Source organism: Paraclostridium dentum (assembly GCF_012922555.1).
GTDB classification, from domain to species: domain Bacteria; phylum Bacillota; class Clostridia; order Peptostreptococcales; family Peptostreptococcaceae; genus Paraclostridium; species Paraclostridium dentum.
In genome coordinates this window covers 136,231-157,063 of the sequence record NZ_WIPK01000004.1, presented here as the reverse complement: position 1 = coordinate 157,063, position 20,833 = coordinate 136,231, and the positions used below count along the sequence as shown (strand labels likewise).

Sequence of the window (20,833 nt, the reverse complement as noted above, 5' to 3'; positions counted from 1 at the left end):
CTAGGATTATGTGAATTGAGAAATGGCAATAAAATATTATTTAGTAAAATGTCTTTCTAGTAGGCCTAAGAATGCTTTACCATGTCTAGCTTCATCTTTACACATCTCATGAACTGTATCATGTATAGCATCAAGTCCTAACTCTTTAGCTCTTTTAGCTATTTTTAATTTTCCTTCAGTTGCACCGTATTCAGCTTCAACTCTAGCTTTTAAGTTAGCTTGAGTATCAGCAACAACAACTTCTCCTAATAATTCAGCAAATTTAGCTGCATGTTCAGCTTCTTCAAATGCTATTCTTTTATAAGCTTCAGCTACCTCTGGGAAACCTTCTCTATCAGCTTGACGGCTCATAGCTAAATACATACCAACTTCTGTACATTCCCCAACGAAGTTAGCTCTTAAACCTTCAACTATTTCAGCATCTATACCTTGAGCAACACCTATTCTATGTTCATCAGCCCAAACCATTTCACCTGACATTTCATTGAACTTATCAGCTCCAACTTTACAAACTGGACAGATTTCTGGAGCAGTTTCTCCCTCGTGTATATATCCACATACTGTACAAACAAATTTTTTCATTATATATTCCTCCTTAAAATTAAAAGTAGTAATCATTACTATTATTAACTACAAATTAATGATACAATAAAATTATAACTATGTCAACAGTTTAAAATCAAATAAATTTTAAATACTGTTACAATATTTATAAGATAAGAGATTAATAGATATGAAAAACATGCATAATAAGTAGAAAGGGAATAAAAAATTTAGAGAGGTGTTATTAAATGGAGGGTTCAATAAAATCAAATATAGATAAATTAAAAGTAATTCCATTGGGAGGACTTGGAGAAATAGGGAAAAATATAACTGCAATAGAGTATAAAGGTGAAATAATTGTTATAGATGGAGGGCTATCATTTCCAGATGAAGATATGTATGGAGTGGATTTATTAATTCCCGATATATCTTATTTAATAGAAAATAAAGATAAAGTTAAGGGAATGTTTGTTACCCATGGTCATGAAGATCATATTGGGGCTATTCCATACATATTAAAGCAAATAAATATGCCTGTATACGGAACTAAGTTAACTATAGGTCTAATTGAAAATAAGTTAAGAGAACATAATATATTAGATATATGTACTTTAAATTCAGTAGAAGATAAACAGTTAGTTCAGTTAGAATATTTTAAAATTGAATTTATAAGTGTAACCCACAGTATCGCAGATGCATGTGCTATTTGCATACATTCAACAATAGGAGTTATACTTCACACTGGAGATTTTAAAGTTGATTATACTCCTATAGATGGTAGAAGAATGGATTTAGAGAGTATATCTAAAATAGGGAAAAAAGGAGTATTATTGTTATTAGCTGATAGCACAAATGTAGAAAGAAAAGGACATTCGTTATCTGAAAAAACTATAGGAGAAACATTGGATAGAATCTTTAATGGTAGAATAGGAAGGATAATAGTTGCGACATTTGCATCTAATATACATAGAATGCAACAAATTATTAATGCATCTGTAGCTAATAATAGAAGAGTTGTATTTAGCGGGCGTAGTATGGAAAATGTATCAGCGGTTGCTATAGAACTTGGATATTTAAATATTCCTGATGGTTATAAAATAAGTATTGATGAAATGGAAAATTATAATAATGATGAAATAACTATAATAACTACAGGAAGTCAAGGAGAAGCTATGGCAGGACTTGCTAGAATAGCTTTTGATACACATAAAAAAATAAAAATAAAAAATAATGACTTATTTATAATATCAGCTTCACCTATACCTGGGAATGATAAACTTATTTCAAAAGTTATAAATCAGTTATATAGAAAAGGAGCAGAGGTAATATACAAAGATTTAGAGGCTGTACATGTTTCAGGGCATGCATATCAAGAAGAATTGAAACTTATACATACATTGGTTCATCCAAAGTTTTTTATGCCAGTGCATGGAGAGTATAGACATTTAGTACACCATAAAAATTTAGCAGCTAAATTGGGTATGAAAAAAGAAAACATATTTATTTTAGATAACGGAGAAGTTCTTGAATTAAATAAAAAAACTGCTAAAAAAAATGGAAAGGTAAGAGTCGGGACTGTATATGTAGATGGTATAGGTGTTGGAGATGTAGGTAATATTGTTTTAAGGGATAGAAAATATTTAGCAGAAAATGGGATGATGACAATTGTTATAGGTATAGATAAAGAAAGCAAGTCTATAGTAGCAGGACCAGATATAATAACTAGAGGATTTATATATGCAAGAGAAGCTACAGATTTAATAGATGATGTAAAAGCTATTGTATTAAATGAAGTTGAAAAATGCTTAGAAAATGATGTGTTAGAGTGGAGTGTAATGAAATCTCGAGTTAAAAAAGCTGTGGATAGGCATCTGTATGTTAAATTAAAGAGAGGAACTAGTATATTCCCGATAATTGTAGAAGTATAAAACAAAAGGAGCTGTTAAGATACAGCTCCTTTTTTATTAATTATTTATTAGATTGTCTAGATTTGTTATATCTTAATCTTTCATTTTCATTTAAGAATCTTTTTCTAAGTCTAATAGAATCTGGAGTTATTTCAACTAACTCATCATCATCTATAAACTCTAGAGCTTCTTCTAATGTAAATGTTCTAGCAGCTTGTAATTTAACTGCATCATCAGTACCAGAAGCACGAACGTTAGTTAATTTCTTGTTTTTACAAGGGTTAACAACCATATCGTCTTTTCTTGAGTTCATACCGATTATCATACCTTCGTAAACGTCAACACCTGGATCAACGAACATTTGAGCTCTTTCACTAAGTGCGCTAAGAGCGTACGCCATAGTACTACCAGCACCTTGAGCAACTAAAACTCCGTTAGTTCTTCCTGGGATAGCACCTTTGTGCTCTTCGTATCTTTCGAATGATCTAACTATAGTTCCTTCTCCACGAGTATCATTTATGAATTCACTTCTATATCCTAATAAACCTCTAGTAGGAGCTATAAATGTTATTTTAACATAGTCTCCTTCTATTTCCATAGCTTCCATCATAGCTTTTCTTAAGTTTAACTTGTTTATAACAGTTCCTGAATAAGTTTCTGGACAGTTAACTATAACTTTTTCCATAGGCTCCATTAATTTTCCGTTTTCTTTTATGAATAAAACTTCTGGCTTAGAAACTCCTATTTCATATCCTTCACGTCTCATGTTTTCAAGTAATATTGATAAGTGAAGCTCTCCACGTCCAGATACTTTGAATCCATCAGTAGTATCCATTGGCTCAACTTTTAATCCAACATTAACTTCTAATTCTTTGTCTAATCTATCTTTTATATGTCTAGTAGTAACAAATTTACCGCTCTTACCACAGAATGGAGAATCATTTACTAAGAAGTTCATTGATAGAGTTGGTTCTTCTATATGAATAAGTTCCATTGGTAATGGATTATCTGAATCACATATTGTTTCTCCTATAGATATATCTGGCATACCAGCTACAACTACTATATCTCCAGCATATGCTTCATCTTTTTCAACTTGACGAAGTCCTTCGTAAACTGTAAGTTTTGATACTTTTCCTCTAGCAACAGTTCCGTCAGCTTTACAAACAGATACTTGAGATCCGTTTTTCACTGTTCCTTTGTAAACTCTACCTATTCCAAGTCTACCTACATAATCGTCGTATGCAAGTGCAGATACTTGAAGTTGTAAAGGCTCAGATGCATAATCAGGGTAAGCTTCAACATGATTTACTACAGTTTCAAATAGAGGAGATAAGTCATTGCTATCGTCGTCCATTTCTATTTTAGCAATTCCTTGCTTAGCTATACCGTATATTATTGGGAACTCACATTGCTCATCAGTTGCGTTTAAGTCAACGAATAAATCGAATACTTCGTCAACAACTTCTTCAGCTCTTTGATCTTGCTTGTCTATCTTATTTATGAATAATATTGGTCTAAGACCAGCCTCTAATGATTTTTGTAAAACGAATCTAGTTTGAGGCATTGGCCCTTCACTAGCATCTACTAATAATATAACTGTATCAACAGTTTTTATAACACGTTCAACCTCAGAAGAGAAATCACTATGTCCAGGTGTATCTACTATATTTATTTTATAATCATTATAGTTTATAGCACAGTTTTTAGAGTATATTGTTATACCTCTTTCTTTTTCTAGGTCATTACTATCCATTACACAATCTTTTACAACTTCGTTATCTCTGAAAACTCCTGATTGAGATAAGAAGGCATCAACTAATGTTGATTTACCAGCATCGACATGGGCGATAACTGCTATGTTTATTATTTTGTTTTTGTTTGTCATTGTCAAAAACTCTCCTTCCGATATTAAATAACTGATTAAGTATACCATATACAAAAGAAATTGTAAAACTAAAAAAATGAGTATTTACAATGATAAGGTTATCCTAAATTATAAAATAATATTACTATATATATAATTTAAAAAAATTATAAATAAACAAATTCAATTAAGTGTGTAAAGTTATCACATTTAATTGAATTTGTTTAATAAAAAATGATGCCGTTTAGGAGCATCATTTTTTAAAAGACTATTTACCTTCATTTTTAGCATCTAGTTTAACTCTAAAAATTAATCTTTTTAAAGCACTATATTCAAATGGAATAAGTGGATATAAGTAGCTTTTCCCAGTGATTGTTTTATTTGTCATTAAAAGTACAAGTGCAATTATTAATCCAGCCACAAATCCCCAAATATTAAATGCAGCTGTTAAAATTAAGAGTAGTATCCTAACTATTTTTATAGAATATCCTAAATCAACACTTGGTTGTGAATAACTTCCAAGTGCAACAATAGCCATATATAGTATGGTGTGCGGAATAAACCAACCGGTTTGTACTGCAAAATCACCTAAAATAAGGGCACCAATAACAGATAATGACATGCCTAGTGATCCAGGAGTATTAAGTGATGCAAGTTGAAGTGCATCTACAGAAAACTCCAAAATTAAAAACTGGAGAAAAATAGGAACATCATATGGATCTTTTGGGGTTATAAATTGCAACCATACTGGAAGATCAGATGCATATCTTATAGCTAGGGTATATAAAGGTGTTATCATAAGAGTAGCTAATAATGTGAAATTTCTTATTAGCCTTAAATAATTTCCTATGATCACAGGTTGGTAAAAATCATCAACATCTTGTAAAAAATCAAATATGGTAGTAGGTAATATTATTGCATTAGGGGAGTTGTCTATAATCAATAATATCTTACCTTCTAAAACATGAGCAGCTGCAACATCAGGACGTTCTGTGTACCTAGCCTTTGGAAATGGGTTATACCATCTACTTTGAACAAGAGCTTCAACTATACTTTGTTCACTCATCACTAATGATTTTACATTTATTTCGTCTATTTGTTTTTTTAAATGTTTTAATGTTTTATCATCCACCAATCCATCTATATACCCAATAACTACATCTGTCTTGGATCTCTGACCAACACTAAACATCTCAAAGATAAGATCAGGATCTTTTACTCTCCGTCTTACAAGAGCAGTATTAAAAACTATAGTTTCAACAAAACCATCTTTTGCGCCCTTAAGTGATTTTTCTTTTTCGGGCTCACCTATACCACGTACAGGATATGTCCTAACATCTAGGATAATAGACTCATCAAAACCATCAATTAATATAGCCATAGGGCCTGAAAGAACTTCCTTAGCTATATTTTTTAATTTATTTTCTTTTGCTACCTCTATATATGGAATATATTTATGTATAAAGTCTTTTAACTCATGAACTGATTCGAAATCTTTTTCTGATATTTTAAAAAAACCAGAAAGTATCCTTTCCATGACTTCATCTTTTATAAAACCATCGATAAAGAACAAATAACAGCTTTTTCCGCCGATAATAACCTCTCTTTGAATAACATCAAAACTTTTATCTAAAGGGAGGTGTTCTTTCATAAGTTCTACGTTTCGTTTAATACTCTTAGTTAGAATCATTAAAACACCCTTTCAAATTTAATAACTAATCTATAATAGTATGTACAAAATATTAAAATTTATTATGAAGTATCTATATAAAAAAATAGGGTATGTTCTAAATTAAAGTTTAGAACACACCCTATTTATCTATATCAATATAATAGGACTAGATATAATATTGATTATATCTAGCTCCCCCTAAAAATAATTACTTTTTAAATATTCCAAATGGCTTTCCTACAGGTAAAAATACTCTACCAAAGTGAGTGTTTAAAACAGCTGCAGCAGAACCGTAGAATGAGAATATTGCTATTCCTAACTCAGAATATGCTGCAAATTGATGAGCAGCGTGTTCCATTATACCAAATGAACTTAAAGTTAAACCTATGAATAAGCAATCTATAAGAACAAATATTGTAAATAATACTTTATGAGTTTCCATTGCTCCAACAGTCATAAATAATGTGAATATTAAATATCCTAAGTAAGCAAAACCTAATTGCTTAGGATCAGCAGAAGCTTGTAATTCAGGTCCAAATACTCCATTTTGTATTAACCAAGTAAAACCAACTGCATACCAGAAAAATGCATATCCACCAAAAGCAGTAGCTCCAAATGTATTATTGTGTTTAAAGTCGTTTATGCATGCAAATAATTGAGCAGTAGCTCCTAAGAATATAGCCCATGGTAAAACTAAAGATATTCCAGAAGTTAAACCTAACTTAGAAGATGATGCAACTAATGTTATCATTGCTAGTCCGAAAAGTCCTAATGCTGAAGGATCAGCTGTTACAACTTTTACTTTTGTTTCGTTTGTCATTTAAGAATCCTCCTATTTTATAAATATCATTTTATAATTTCAATGCTGTATTTTGTATACATATAATAAAAATACTTATATATATTATCATTTTTTTTTACATAAGTATATAAAAATTTCGAAAAAATTATATTTTTTTACAAATAACCTTAAAATCACTCGATTTTATTTATTTAAATTAAGTTTTCTAGGTATATATAACTATAGTTAATAATTATTAATTAATTTTTATAAAGTAGAAATTTAAATTAGTTATATATGGAATTTTGAAAATTTTCAATAAATATGTTTGGATTAACTTGCAACGGGTATATTTTAAATACATTAAATTAAAGAGGTTTTAGGAGGATTTTAAAAATGATAAGAGTATGTCCATTTTGTTCAAATGTTGATGTTAATAAAATAAAAGAAATTGTTGGAGACGAAAATGTAAAAACAGGTTGTATAGGTCAATGTCGTTCATTTAAGAAAGAAGCTGTAGGATTTATAGATGGAGAACTAGTTATAAAAGAAAATGAAGAACTGTTTTTAAAAGAAATCTCTAAATAAAAGATAAAAAATGAGCTATATAAATATATAGCTCATTTTTTATGAAATAAATTAATTTTATGTGTATTGTATAGTAAAAATATAATTTAAATGTTAATATAGTAGGGAATATATATGCAAAAATACGGAGGTTAACATATGAGTACAATGTATTGTCCTAAGTGTATAGTAGAAGTTATGGATTTAATAAGTCATGAAGAAGGAACTGACTTTGAAGTAATAAACGAAGGAACTGATAATGAAACAAAAGAAGAATTCGAGTTCTGTGTAGATAAATATAAATGTCCAGCATGTGGACATGAAGTTGAAGATTATATGGAATATGAAGAAGATGAGGAATAATAAAAAAGGAAAGATAATTATATAATTATCTTTCCTTTTTTATTATTAATTAATTAAATAAATACTCTTTATGTAAAACCCATGTATTATCTTCCCATTTGAATATTGATATGTTATCAAAATTACAATCAAAGCTACACGGTATTTGCGTTACATAATTAAAAATGTCGTTATAAATTTTTTTTATCTTTTTAGATGCTAAAGTTATATGAAAAATTTTATCTTTTCCATCGTGAGCATCGAATTTAATATATTGAAATTTTGATAATTCTATTATTAATTTATCATGAATTATTTTTCCTTGAGGCCTCATTAATACCTTCATATAGACAACTCTATCATCAAAATGATCATAACCATCTATTTTATATGCAGAAATAGGATTTGAATCGCAAAACTTTTTTAGCATATTTTCAAGTGATGATAAATCTTCTGATTCAAATGGAGATTTTATTGTAAAGTGTGGTGGAAGTTTTGAGGATTTAGCACCAAATTTTTCAAATAAATTTTTTCGAAGGTTGTTATTAAATTCACCTGCATTTCCTTTAGTTACTGATACTATAACATATCTCATAAAATAATCTCCTAATTTAAATTTATTATATAAATAAAGTATACCAAAATTTATAAATAAATATTAATGAAAATACTTTTATACAAATTATGAAAATATTACTTCGAATGTAAAGATAAAATTCGTGAGATATTAACTATAGAGTTTTAAATATTAAAACTTATTAATTTGTATGGAGGGTGAATTTATGAAAAAAGGTATGATTCCAATAGCATTAGGTACAGCAGTTACGACAGCAGGAATTGTTTTAGACGTTAAGCAAAATAAGCATGATAAATTTGATAAAAAAGATTATAAAAATATGGCAGGTGCTCTTTTAGTAGGAGCAGGAGTTGCACATATAGTACTTGGAGGAATAGATAGAGCAAGATATTAAAAATAAAACTGTAGAACATAATGTTCTACAGTTTTATTTTTAAAATAATTTTAGTACATTGTAATATAGGCATCAGATTTAATATATAATTAATATAAATACGTATTTAAATTAGGAGGGGGATATTTTGACTTGTAAAATTAAAATTGTAAAAGAGCAAGGTCAGAAAATTAACAAATGGTCTGGAGGAATCACAAATCAATTGTATATATATCCTGAAAATTCTTCGTATGAAAATAGAAATTTTAAATGGAGAATAAGCTCAGCAACTGTTGAAGCAGAAGAGTCAGAATTTACGAAACTTCCAAATATACAAAGAAAAATAATGGTTTTAGATGGTGGTTTACTATTAAGGCATCAAAATCACTATGACAAAAAGCTTGAAAAGTTTGATATAGATAGCTTTAGTGGGGATTGGGATACTACAAGTTATGGAAAAGCTACAGACTTTAACTTGATGACAAGTGAAGATTGTAGTGGTGAATTAAGATACATAAATGTAAAATCAGAAATAATTTTAGAACCTAAAATGAATTTAAATGATAGTTTCTACAGATATGAATTTAATTGCTTTTATAGCTTAAATGGAAGCTTTAAAATTAAATTAGATAATGGTAATATACTTGAAGTAGAACAAGGTGATTTAGCTATAGTAAAATTTAAAAAAGGATTTAAAGGAAAATTAATTTTAATAAATAGTCAAGAAGAAGAATTATATATAATTGAAAGTATAGTTTATTACTAAATGTAAAAAGTATAATTGTATGTATACAATTATACTTTTTTAGTTTTTTGAACTTGTTATAATTGATGGAAGATAAATACTTTGATATTATTGTAATAAACATTTAAAAAGGGGTGGAAAAGTGGAAAAGCTATTAAATGATTTAAAATATATGAAAGAGAGTTTAATTCAATTAGAGGATATAAATATTGATGAGTTAGATATGGAAAAAACCATATTATTTATTGTGGATATGAATAATGGATTTGCTAAAAAAGGTTCTCTATATTCAGATAGAGTAGAAAAGTTAATAAATCCCATTAAAAAATTAGGTGATTATGTAGCAAGTAAAAATTGTAAAGTTGTAGCATTTACAGATAGCCATACTAAAGAATCTATAGAGCTACAAAGTTATCCAACTCATTGTTTAAGTGATGATGAAGAAAGTGAAGTTGTTAATGAAATAAAATCTATTAGAAACATAAAGATAGTACCTAAAAATTCTACTAATGGTTTTTTCTGCTTGAATGATATAAGTTTTAAAAATATTGAAAATGTTATAATTGTTGGAGACTGTACCGACATTTGTATTTATCAATTTGCAGTAACATTGAAGTCTTATTTTAATCAAAATAATATTTATAAAAAAATTATAGTACCAATGGATTTAGTAGATACTTATGATATACCGAAAGTACATAATGCTGAAATTATGAACATAGTATTTTTTAATAGTATGATTCAAAATGGAATTAAAGTCGTAAAAAACATAATATATAAATAAATTAATAGGTCTTAATTTTATTAAGACCTATTAATTTTGTTAAATTTCAGAATTTATTGAAAAAAGAGAAAAAATATGATAGAATAAATTCAAAGAAAGAAAAAATGCAAGTAATCAGTCATTAATTCTGTTAAAAAAAACACAACTATGACGCGGAAGGGGGAACCTAAGTGATAAAGCTTAGGGAAGTTGCTTATGAATGAGAAAAATAAGATTTCTTTAGAGAGAGCATCAGAGTTAAAATCAAGAATAGAAGATTATATAAAAATTAAAGATACAATTCCAACTGGTATTAAAAATGAAGAATCCATAAAATATAGAAAAAGAAAAATTTTAGAGGTTTTAAATGCAAAAGAAGAAGACTGGGATGATTATAAATGGCAGTTATCTAATAGAATAACTGATGTTGATATGCTTAGTAAAATTTTAAGCTTAACTGAAAAAGAAGTTGAAAATATTAAAAATGTTCAAAGTAAATTTAGATGGGCTATTTCTCCATACTATCTAAGCTTAATAGATCCTAATAATCCATATGATGCAATAAAATTAATGTCAATTCCATCTAGTGTAGAACTAGACGAATCAATAAGTGATTTAGATCCTATGGGAGAAGAATTCACCAACCCAGCAGGTAGTATAACTAGAAGATATCCAGATCGATTAATTATAAATGTTACAAATGAGTGTGCTATGTATTGTAGACACTGTCAAAGAAGACGAAATATTGGACAAGAAGATTGCCAAAAAAGCAAAGAAGTAATTAAAGAGTCTATAAATTATATTAAAGAGAATACAGAAATAAGAGATGTACTTATAACTGGTGGAGATCCGCTGACGCTTAATGATGATATGCTAGAATGGATAATTAGTGAAATAAGAAAAATTGATCATGTAGATTATATAAGATTAGGAAGTAGAACTTTAGTAACTATGCCACAAAGAATCACTGATGAATTTTGCAATATGATAAAGAAGTATCATCCTATATATATAAATACACATTTTAACCACCCAATGGAAATAACAAAAGAAACTAAAGAAGCATGCGAAAAATTAGCAAATAACGGAGTTCCATTAGGAAATCAAGCTGTTTTATTAAATGGAGTTAATAATGATAAATATTTAATGAGATGCTTAAATCATGAGCTTCTTAAAATAAGAGTAAAACCTTATTATATATTCCATAGTAAACATGTAAAAGGAACTACTCATTTTAATACATCTGTAGATGAAGGGATGGAGATAATGGAGTATCTAAGAGGATATACATCTGGGATGGCTATTCCAACTTATATAATAAATGCTCCTAAAGGAAAAGGTAAAACACCTTTATTACCTCAATATTTAATCTCAAAGGGATCGGATTATATAATGATAAGAACCTGGGAAGGTGAAGTTGTTAAAGTAGAAGATAATAAATCTGTTAATATAAAAGATGTTATAGATAAAAGTATAATATAAAAAAGGAGATGAAAATTCATCTCCTTTTTTTATGCTGATTGATTTTGATTAATTTTTATAACTCTTTTAGCTATACTTGCAGAGTGGTCTGAAATTCTTTCAAGATTAGTCAATAAATCTAAATATATTATCCCAGAGTCTATACTACAAGAATGAGTATTTAATCTGTGCATATGTTTAGCTCTATACAATTTATCTAGAGCATCAACTTCATCTTCTATTTTTAAAACGTCATTTGCAAAGTTTACACTATTTTGTTTCATTGCCTCAAGTGATAAAGTGTAGGCATCTAAAACTTTACTATATATATCCATTATTTCAGATTTTGCACTATCTGACATAACAGCTTTAAGTTTCATTGATGATTGAGCTAACTCAGCTATATTTTCTGATAAGTCTCCAACTCTTTCTATATCATTTACTGTGTGGAACAATAAATCTAGAGAAAATCTCATCTTATCATCTAAAGTTTTATTAGACAGCTTTATAAGGTAATCTAGTACTTTTCTTTGTTGTTCATCTAGTACTTTTTCTTTTTCAAATGTAGTTTTTGCATCTTCTTCAGAATGTTCAAGTAAGGCATTCATAGAACATTTAAAACTTTTTTTAGCTTTGCTACCCATTCTAAGAGCTTCTCTAACTGTATTTCCAAAAGCTATAGAAGGAGTTTCTAACATTCTTTCATCTAAATACTTAGTTACATGACTATCATATTCTTCTTCTTCGCCTGGCTTATCAGGTATAAGGAACATAGCTAATTTAACTATATATTTAGAGAATGGTAATAATATTATAACATTTATTAAGTTGAATAAAGTATGAGAGTTAGCTATTTGTCTAGCTGTATCAGTTGGGTCTAAATGAGTAACTATCATTGTTATAGGTTTATTTAAAACCAACATGAATAGGATAGTTCCTATTACGTTAAAACATAAATGCATTAAAGCTGCTCTTTTGGCGTTTTTGTTTGCACCAACACTTGATATAAGCGATGTAGTACAACTACCTATATTATCTCCATATAAAATTGGTAATGCACCAGCTAATGGCATTAAACCTTGAGAAGATAAAGCAATTAATATACCCATTGAAGCACTTGAACTTTGTAAGCAAGTAGTCATTGCAAAACCAGCAAGTAATGCTAATATTGGGTGTGTTGCAAGTCCTGCCAACATATTTCTAAAGAATGCATATTCAGATAAAGGTGCAACTGCATCCTTCATAAATTCCATACCTATAAATAGTATTGCAAATCCTATAAGGATTTCTGATATGTTTTTTAATTGTGGTTTAGATTTTGAACCAATCATATATAAAACAATACCTATTCCTAAAGCTATAGATGAAAATATGCTCGCGTCAAAAGATACTAACTGAGCTGTTACAGTAGTACCTATATTTGCTCCCATTATAATACCTATCGCTTGATATAGAGTCATTATTCCTGCGTTAACGAATCCAACTACCATTACAGTAGTAGCTCCACTACTTTGTATGATACCAGTTACAACAGCTCCTACTAAAACGCCCATAACTACATTACTAGTTAAAAGCTCTATAGCTTTTTCAAGTTTAGGACCAGTTGATTTTTGAAGACCTTCTCCCATTATGTTCATACCATAAAGGAATAAACCAAGACCTCCAATAAGACTTATGAATATAGACAAGATTGTTCCCTCCTCGGAAATGTTAATTTTCTTATTTTCAATTTTCTTACTTTTTATGTACGATAATATAATACCAAAAAATTCGACAAGTTATGTTAAGAAAATGTTAAATTTAAGTTTAACAATTTTAGATAAATATTAAAAATATGTTAATAGGAATGAATCTAAAAATATAAAATGAACTTAATTAACTAATGAAATCAAATTTTATTGAAACATAAATAAATTAAAATGGGTTTAATATACATTGCATATAAACTTAACATAAGTATTAAAAAGTTAAAAAATTTTTACAAATGATTACTATATTAAAATATATTGTTAAATTAAAAAAAAGTTCAGGCACATAAAATGTGAAAATGTTATATTAATAAAGTAGTTATTTCACTGTATCGAGATATGTATATATAGTAATACTTTTGACATAATAAAAATGTATAAAACGTTATATTAACAAATTATAAAGAAAAATAAAGAAAATTGAATTCAATTTTCAGAAAATTCTTGAAAACTAGACAAAATTATTATATAATATAATTATAAAAACAGAACAATTTCATTGTAAAATTGTAAGAAATTAAAAGAGGTGATAAAATGAAAGAAGTTAATGCAAGAAAAATAAGAACAGTTTATGAATTTATAATGATAACAATTGGATCGTTAATTGTAGCCATGGGGCTTGAGTTGATATTGTCTCCAAATGGAATGGTTGATAGTGGAACAACTGCACTATCAGTAATAATACATTCATTAACAGGTATTCCTATGTTTATACTATTACTTGGATTTAATATACCAATTTTACTATTTACATCAAAAACATTTGATAGAATGTTTCTATTTAAAACTTTATGGGCTAACATTTGTGCATCTACATTTTTATACTTTTTAACACCAGTTCCACCAGTAACTACATCGGAGTTGTTAATAGTAATTTATGGAGGGGTAGCACTAGGATTAGGAGCAGGAACTGTTATTAAGTTTGGAGGAGCTATAGATGGTAGTGAGATGCTAGCTGTATGGGCAAATCAGAAATTTAAAATACCGGTATCTACATTTTTAATGAGTATCAATATTATTGTTTTAGTAATTACTGCAATAGTGCTTAGTATTGAAAGTGCGATGTTTTCTTTAATTGTAATATATATGATGACTAAGTTAGTGGATTTAATATTAGATGGATTTAACCAAGGTAGGTCTATTATAGTAATGTCTAATAAAGTTGAAGATATAGGAGATCATATTGTAAATAATTTAGGTATTTCAATAACATATTTACAAGGGTATGGAGGATATTCAGGAAATGAATCGAAAGTTATTTTATGTATAACTGATAAGTTTACTTACCCAACTTTGAAACGAAACATTTTAGATATAGATAGCAATGCTATAATCGAGACAAGTTACTTGGCAGATAGCCATAATATAGAAAAAACATCAATAGAGCATGTTATAAGAAAGAATTTACCTGGAATTAAATAAGAATTAAATAAAAAGTAGACACGATGCAATATTAAAAAGCATAGTGTCTATTTTTTACGCTTAAGGAATTTATGATTAACGAATATTTGTGGATAACTTATGTAACATAGTGATACAAATGTTTTGATGAAAGTAAAAAATGACATTTTGAGCAACGGACGGAGTCGCTGGCGACATGAGAGAAGCGAATTTTTTATTTTAAATTTTAATTTATTTAAGGATTATTTAAGATTGAGTTTATAATGGATTAAGATTACCTAAATATAATATAACCATAACAACGAACACAATATATGGAGGTAATTATGAATAAATTAGAAATAGTAAATTTAACAAAATCATACAAATATAAAAATGCGAATGAAAATATAAGCTTAGTTTTAGAAAGTGGAGTTTATGGATTGCTTGGACCAAATGGTGCAGGGAAAACAACTTTAATGAAACAAGTTGCAACATTAAAACAACCTACAAGTGGAAAAATTCTTTACAATGGAAAAGATATAAATACTTTAGATGAAAACTATAGAGCTATAGTAGGATATTTACCACAAGATTTTGATGCTTATAAAAATTTTAGTGCAAAAGACTTCTTATTATATATAGGGGCTTTGAAAGGTATGGATAAGAGAACGGCTAAAGAAAAGGCTGATAAATTGCTAAAATTAGTAGGGCTTTATGATGTAAGAAATAAAGCAATATCAAAATTCTCAGGGGGTATGAAAAGAAGAGTTGGAATAGCACAAGCTCTTTTAAATGATCCTAAAATTCTTATACTAGATGAACCAACAGCGGGGCTTGATCCTCAGGAAAGAGCAAGATTTAGAAACTTATTATCTCAAATAGGTAAAGAAACGATAGTAATACTATCAACGCACATTATATCGGATATAGAATCTGTCGCTAAAGAAACTATAATGATAAAGGATGGAAAAGTATTATTACAAGGTACTCATAAAGAAATATTAGATGATATGAATGGAAAAGTTTATAGCATAAAAGTTAGAAATGAAAATGAAGTTTATGCAATACAGAATAAATATAAAGTAGTTAATGTACAACGTGGAGTAGAAGATATAGAACTTAGAGTTATAAGTGAAAATTCAATAACAGGTTTTGATGCAAAGAGTATAGAGCCGAGGTTTGAGGACGTATATATGTTTTATTTTGATTTAGAAGATTCAAGGGAGGTATAAACTATGACTAATATTGTAAATGCAGAATTTAAAAAGATAATGAAGAAAAAAGGATTAATGGTATTTTGGGCATTTTCTTTATTCTTAGGATATATAAGTGTTAGAAATTTTGGAATATCAGATAGTTACGGAGATCTGTTTAGTAAATTTTATGGACTAGCTCCTTTGATGGGAATTTTAATGTTTAGCTTATTTTCTGGAAGTTATGTATTAGAATATAGTTCTAATATGGACTCAATAGTTAAATCTACTAAAAATGGTAAAAGTAAATTAGTTTTAGCTAAAAGTATAGCATATGGAATAGCTGCAAGTTTAATAAATTTATCGATACTTGCAGTTATGAGTTTTAAGATAATAGCAGGAACTCACTTTAACGGATTGCACATGAGTATAAAAAGCATTTGGTATTTTGGAAATAGTGGATCTAATTTAACAGTATTACAAATGTTAATGATAATGACATTGACAGTAATTTTAGGATCTTTCCTATTTGCACAATTAGGATTATGGTTATCATCTATAAGCAAAAAAGCAGTAGGGCCATTCTTTATAGGTGGGTTAGTAATGGGGATACCATATATAGCATCTGGGTTTATAAGCCAAAAGATATTAGGATTTACACCATTATTTGGAATGTATAGTTCAGAAATTATAAGGTATGGAGTATCTCCTATAGCATTTGTAGTATTTATAGCTATAAGTATAATAGGAAGTTATATACTATATAGACTTACAAGTATAGGTTTCTTACAAGAAAGATAATTTATACAACATATAGGATGCAATTTAAAAACTATAAAATTATCTTTAGGAGGTAACAGATGCTTAGATGGGAAATTAAAAAATTATTTAAAAATAAATCAATAATAATATCTAGTATTATTTTATTGCTTTTATGTGGAATGATGAGTCTTATAAAACCTGATTTGGAAACAGAAAACTCATATGTAGATGATAAAGGAAAGTATACAGTAGATAATAGATCAGAATCTACTATAGCAAATGAAAAATTAAGCTACAAGATAAGCGAATTAAAAGAAATTAAATCACAAAATAGTAAGAAAAACACAGATGAGTTAACTAAAAAGACTAGTGAGATGGCAAATTTAAAACTTGAAAAGGATTCAGGAAAAGAATATAAAGATGTAAGTTTTTACAAAGTTTTCAATTATAGATTAAGCAATATGCTTGCAAGTATTGTTATAGTTGGTATTATAATATATGTATTTTCTAATATATATACAGATGAAAAACTATCTAATGTAGATTCTATAATACTATCAAGCAAAAATAAGGCGAAAGCTTTATTATCAAAACTTTCATTATCTATAATACTGCCAGCAGTTTTATATTTAATATATGTATTAATAATAGGTTGTATAACTATGGCTCAATATGGACAACCAGTAAATGGGGCGTTACAAGCATATAGAATAGTTGATATAGTAACGTTAGTAAATCCAATTTCAATAAATGCTTATACAGTTCAAAGCATATTAACAATGATGATTATATTTATAAGTACTGGAATATTTGCAAGTTTATTTTCGTTTATAACTAAAAACTCAGTAGAATCTATCGTTGGAATTACTGTATTCTTAGTTATAGGAAAGCTATTAACTTTAATGAAATTTTTACCTGCGAAATTAATAAGTGTAATCAATTACTCAAACTATATAGATATAATAATGCATCCAGATATGATTATAGGAAACTATATGGGAAATATTAGCTTATTTGGAGAAAGTGTAGGGCTTATAAGTTTGGTTTATATAGTATTAGGAGCAATTTTATTAATGGGTATGGGATTAAATATATATGTATTTAGAAAGGTTTTAACGAAATAAACTTAAAGTAACTAGTTATATGATTTATAAAAAATGACTAATATTTAATTATAATTAAATATTAGTCATTTTATTTTATATACATTATTTGTAAATTAGCTTTTTTTAGGATAAAATACAATTAAATAAATGTTATAAAAAATGACATATAGGAGGTTTATATGGAAAGTACAATAAAAGAAAAAAACATACTATTAGTAGATGATGAAGTAGATATATTAAAGTTATTAAGCACAGTTTTTAAAAAGGAAGGATTTAACAATATTTATACAGCAGAAACAGGGAATGAAGCTTTAGATATATTTAAAAATCAAAATATAGATATAGTAGTGTTAGATATAATGTTGCCGGATAAAGAAGGATATGATGTGTTTAAAGAAATTAGAACTATATCTCAAGTCCCAGTTTTATTTTTATCAGCTAAGACTGAAGAGATGGATAGGCTAGTAGGGCTTGCATTGGGAGCTGATGATTATATAACAAAGCCATTTAGTCCAAAAGAAGTTGTACTTAGGGTGAAGTTAAACTTAAAGAAAAATGTTATATTAAATTCAGTAAAAGAAGAACCTGAAAGTGCTAAGTTAGTGTTTGGTCCATTTGAAATTGATGAAGAGAAAATAGAAGTTAAAAAAAATGGGAAGCATCTTGAACTAAAAGCTAAAGAATTTAAAATGTTTTTATATATGGCTAGACACTTAGAACAAATTATAAGTAAAGAAAAATTTTGCGACGAAGTATGGGGAGATGATTTTATAGGTTATGATAATACTATAATGGTACATATAAGAAGACTTAGAGAAAAAATAGAAGATAATCCATCTAAACCTAAATATATAAAAAATATTAAAGGATTAGGGTATAAATTAACTTTAAAGGAAGATTAATATGAAGTGGAAAATAACACTAAGATATGTAGTTAGTATTATTTGTGTAGTTATGATTGTAACTATATTAAATATAATTGGAATAATAGGGGTTACACTATCGAATAAATCAAATTCTCCTAAAATTCCAGAGACTGATTTTACTAGAGAGTTCAGTAAATATATTCAAGTTGAAGGAGATAAAATAGATTTAAGTAAAGATGGGAAAAAAGTATTAGAAGATAAGGATATTTGGATACAAATTCTAGATGAAAATGGAGACCAAGTATATAGTTATAATGCTCCAAACAAACTAAATAAAAAATATACTCCAATGGAACTTATAAATGGATATAAGTATGCAGGTGGATTGCCTAATTCAGATGCAACCAACATTTTAGTGTCAAGTAAAAATATAGGAGATATAGAATATACATACTTGATAGGGTTTCCGAGGGGGAGAATAGAAAAATACATAATAACATATAACATTAAAGATTTAGCTGATACATTGATAAAAGTAATATGGATAGTATTATCTATAGACTTAATAATAGCTTTAATGGTTGGATATATTTTTAGTAAGAGATTAACAAAACCTATGAAAGATATTATCAAAGGGGTAGAAAATTTAGAAGAAGGAAAATTCGATGTATATTATAAAGAAAAAGGATTGTATGTAAGTGTATATAAAAAATTAAATAAATTATCGGACACTTTAAAAAGTAATGAAATTGAAAGAAATAAGTTAGATAAATCAAAACAAGAGTGGATAGCAAATATTTCTCATGATATAAAAACACCCCTATCTTCTATAAAAGGATATGCAGAAATTTTAAGTGATGAAGAGTATGATATCAATAGAGAAGAAGCTAAAGACTATGGGGTTATAATCAATGAAAAATCAGAGTATATAAAAGAGTTAGTCGATGATTTAAACTTAACTATGAAATTAAAAAGTAGTGATAGAGTTTTAAATAAAAAAGATGAAAATATAGTTAGAATTATAAAGGATTCTGTTATTCAAATTTTAAATGATCCTAAATATTCTAATAGAGATGTTGAGTTCATTTCTAATAAAGACTCAATAATTAAATCAGTAGATAGTATGCTTTTTAAGAGGGTAATAAATAATCTTGTTTATAATGCATTAATTCATAACAATGATAAGGTAAATATTAAAGTTGAGGTTGAATATATAAGTGAAGCTGAAACAATTATAAATATTGAAGATAATGGAAAAGGTATTGAACAAAAAGATTTAGAAAGAATATTTGATAGATACTATAGAGGGACAAATACTGGAGAGGTGCATAAAGGGTCTGGTCTTGGAATGGCAATAGCTAAAGATATTATAGTTGCACATGGGTTTGATATAGACTTGACTAGTGAAGCTGGGAAAGGCACTAAAATTAAAATAATTGTTAAGTAAAAAAAGTCGATCTATTTTTAGATCGACTTTTTAATATATAAAAAAACTAAACTTTATAAAAATTAACAACCGCATTTACATCTACAACAACGTCTACAGCAACCACATCTAGGACAAATCTTAAAAAATAAAAAACATCTTCCACAACCTCTACACCTGCAGCATAAAAAATTTCTATTTTGCATATATTTACACCTCCTTTATATTAGTATATAAAAATTAATAAAATTGGTGAAAGAAGTAGAATAAAAATAAAAAAAATAAAATTGTGTCAAAAAATGAAATTTATCATATAGTAATGTATGGATAAAATATCCATATATTACTATATAGGAGCTGAAAGTATGAGCTGCAAATGTAAAAAAGAAGTTTCTTGCAAAAAAGCTTGTCAATGCAATAAATGTAACAAGTGTAATCATTGCAAATGTAATTGCTCAAATAGATGGCAATGGGTTAAATTCCCGACTTGTAGAGATAAAAACACAAATGATGTATATGAATTTTTAGGAAAATTTGTATATGATTTATTAGCAGATATGGATTTACCATGTGGACATCCAGGAATAAGAGAAATAATAAGAATATTAGAAAATGGCGGACGTTTACCATGTGGACACCCAGGACTAGAAGAGTTAATATTAATGGCTATACTAGAAGATAATAAGGAACTATGTAAAACAGCTAAAAAGATATGTTGTAAAAAATAGTTTTTAAAAGTAAGGCCCCTTGC

Annotated in this window: 20 protein-coding genes; 14 read left to right on the top strand and 6 right to left on the bottom strand. The window is 27.8% G+C overall.

Annotated features, from left to right (window positions below; all coding sequences use genetic code 11):
• Positions 1-36: 36 nt before the first annotated feature.
• Complete coding sequence (locus GFJ41_RS09375; RefSeq protein ID WP_021429493.1) at positions 37-582, bottom strand: NADH peroxidase; 546 nt, start codon at positions 580-582, stop codon at positions 37-39.
• Between the two features lie 209 nt (positions 583-791).
• Here GFJ41_RS09375 and GFJ41_RS09370 point away from each other — a divergent pair, with 209 nt between their 5' ends.
• On the top strand, positions 792-2,471 hold the full coding sequence (locus GFJ41_RS09370; protein ID WP_170075189.1) for a ribonuclease J: 1,680 nt from the start codon (positions 792-794) through the stop codon (positions 2,469-2,471).
• A gap of 40 nt (positions 2,472-2,511) precedes the next feature.
• Here GFJ41_RS09370 and typA read toward each other — a convergent pair whose 3' ends face one another.
• The 3 genes from typA to GFJ41_RS09355 form a co-directional block, all read right to left on the bottom strand.
• On the bottom strand, positions 2,512-4,338 hold the full coding sequence (gene typA, locus GFJ41_RS09365) for a translational GTPase TypA (protein WP_035114881.1): 1,827 nt from the start codon (positions 4,336-4,338) through the stop codon (positions 2,512-2,514).
• A gap of 247 nt (positions 4,339-4,585) precedes the next feature.
• The gene (locus GFJ41_RS09360; protein ID WP_170075188.1) at positions 4,586-6,007 is read right to left on the bottom strand and encodes a spore germination protein; all 1,422 of its coding nucleotides are present in this window, start codon (positions 6,005-6,007) and stop codon (positions 4,586-4,588) included.
• Between the two features lie 190 nt (positions 6,008-6,197).
• Positions 6,198-6,809, bottom strand: a complete 612-nt coding sequence (locus GFJ41_RS09355; protein WP_035114879.1) for an acetate uptake transporter — start codon at positions 6,807-6,809, stop codon at positions 6,198-6,200.
• A gap of 357 nt (positions 6,810-7,166) precedes the next feature.
• On the opposite strand from GFJ41_RS09355, the gene GFJ41_RS09350 reads away from it, so the two are divergent.
• Both GFJ41_RS09350 and GFJ41_RS09345 read left to right on the top strand, forming a co-directional pair.
• Positions 7,167-7,358: a hypothetical protein gene (locus GFJ41_RS09350; RefSeq protein WP_021429486.1), complete on the top strand. Its 192-nt coding sequence runs from the start codon at positions 7,167-7,169 to the stop codon at positions 7,356-7,358.
• 138 nt (positions 7,359-7,496) lie between these two features.
• Positions 7,497-7,700 carry a hypothetical protein gene (locus GFJ41_RS09345; protein ID WP_021429438.1) on the top strand — a complete coding sequence of 68 codons (204 nt, stop codon included), beginning with the start codon at positions 7,497-7,499 and terminating at the stop codon, positions 7,698-7,700.
• A 49-nt stretch (positions 7,701-7,749) separates the two neighbouring features.
• Here GFJ41_RS09345 and GFJ41_RS09340 read toward each other — a convergent pair whose 3' ends face one another.
• On the bottom strand, positions 7,750-8,274 hold the full coding sequence (locus GFJ41_RS09340; protein ID WP_170075187.1) for a 2'-5' RNA ligase family protein: 525 nt from the start codon (positions 8,272-8,274) through the stop codon (positions 7,750-7,752).
• A 187-nt stretch (positions 8,275-8,461) separates the two neighbouring features.
• Here GFJ41_RS09340 and GFJ41_RS09335 point away from each other — a divergent pair, with 187 nt between their 5' ends.
• The 4 genes from GFJ41_RS09335 to eam all read left to right on the top strand — a co-directional run bounded on the left by GFJ41_RS09335 (position 8,462) and on the right by eam (position 11,619).
• Positions 8,462-8,650, top strand: coding sequence for a hypothetical protein (locus GFJ41_RS09335; protein ID WP_021429477.1), 189 nt, complete (start codon positions 8,462-8,464; stop codon positions 8,648-8,650).
• Positions 8,651-8,777: 127 nt separating this feature from the next.
• Positions 8,778-9,395, top strand: coding sequence for a HutD/Ves family protein (locus GFJ41_RS09330; RefSeq protein WP_170075186.1), 618 nt, complete (start codon positions 8,778-8,780; stop codon positions 9,393-9,395).
• A 121-nt stretch (positions 9,396-9,516) separates the two neighbouring features.
• A complete protein-coding gene (locus GFJ41_RS09325) occupies positions 9,517-10,158 on the top strand; it encodes a cysteine hydrolase family protein (protein ID WP_170075185.1) in 642 nt (213 codons plus the stop codon).
• Positions 10,159-10,353: 195 nt separating this feature from the next.
• A complete protein-coding gene (eam, locus tag GFJ41_RS09320) occupies positions 10,354-11,619 on the top strand; it encodes a glutamate 2,3-aminomutase (protein WP_035114872.1) in 1,266 nt (421 codons plus the stop codon).
• Between the two features lie 29 nt (positions 11,620-11,648).
• Here the strand turns inward: eam and GFJ41_RS09315 are convergent, their stop codons facing one another.
• Positions 11,649-13,286: a Na/Pi cotransporter family protein gene (locus tag GFJ41_RS09315; protein WP_035114870.1), complete on the bottom strand. Its 1,638-nt coding sequence runs from the start codon at positions 13,284-13,286 to the stop codon at positions 11,649-11,651.
• 594 nt (positions 13,287-13,880) lie between these two features.
• Here GFJ41_RS09315 and GFJ41_RS09310 point away from each other — a divergent pair.
• From GFJ41_RS09310 to GFJ41_RS09280, 7 genes are all read left to right on the top strand, one after another.
• On the top strand, positions 13,881-14,768 hold the full coding sequence (locus tag GFJ41_RS09310) for a YitT family protein (RefSeq protein WP_206001538.1): 888 nt from the start codon (positions 13,881-13,883) through the stop codon (positions 14,766-14,768).
• A 305-nt stretch (positions 14,769-15,073) separates the two neighbouring features.
• A complete protein-coding gene (locus GFJ41_RS09305) occupies positions 15,074-15,961 on the top strand; it encodes an ABC transporter ATP-binding protein (protein WP_035114867.1) in 888 nt (295 codons plus the stop codon).
• Positions 15,962-15,964: 3 nt separating this feature from the next.
• Positions 15,965-16,723, top strand: a complete 759-nt coding sequence (locus GFJ41_RS09300) for an ABC transporter permease (RefSeq protein ID WP_035114865.1) — start codon at positions 15,965-15,967, stop codon at positions 16,721-16,723.
• Positions 16,724-16,782: 59 nt separating this feature from the next.
• Positions 16,783-17,808 (top strand): hypothetical protein, encoded by a 1,026-nt coding sequence (locus tag GFJ41_RS09295; protein WP_035114862.1) that lies wholly within the window; start codon positions 16,783-16,785, stop codon positions 17,806-17,808.
• A gap of 161 nt (positions 17,809-17,969) precedes the next feature.
• The gene (locus tag GFJ41_RS09290; RefSeq protein WP_170075184.1) at positions 17,970-18,692 is read left to right on the top strand and encodes a response regulator transcription factor; all 723 of its coding nucleotides are present in this window, start codon (positions 17,970-17,972) and stop codon (positions 18,690-18,692) included.
• A 1-nt stretch (position 18,693) separates the two neighbouring features.
• The gene (locus GFJ41_RS09285) at positions 18,694-20,103 is read left to right on the top strand and encodes a HAMP domain-containing sensor histidine kinase (protein WP_035114858.1); all 1,410 of its coding nucleotides are present in this window, start codon (positions 18,694-18,696) and stop codon (positions 20,101-20,103) included.
• Positions 20,104-20,447: 344 nt separating this feature from the next.
• A complete protein-coding gene (locus GFJ41_RS09280; RefSeq protein WP_035114856.1) occupies positions 20,448-20,810 on the top strand; it encodes a hypothetical protein in 363 nt (120 codons plus the stop codon).
• Positions 20,811-20,833 lie beyond the last annotated feature (23 nt).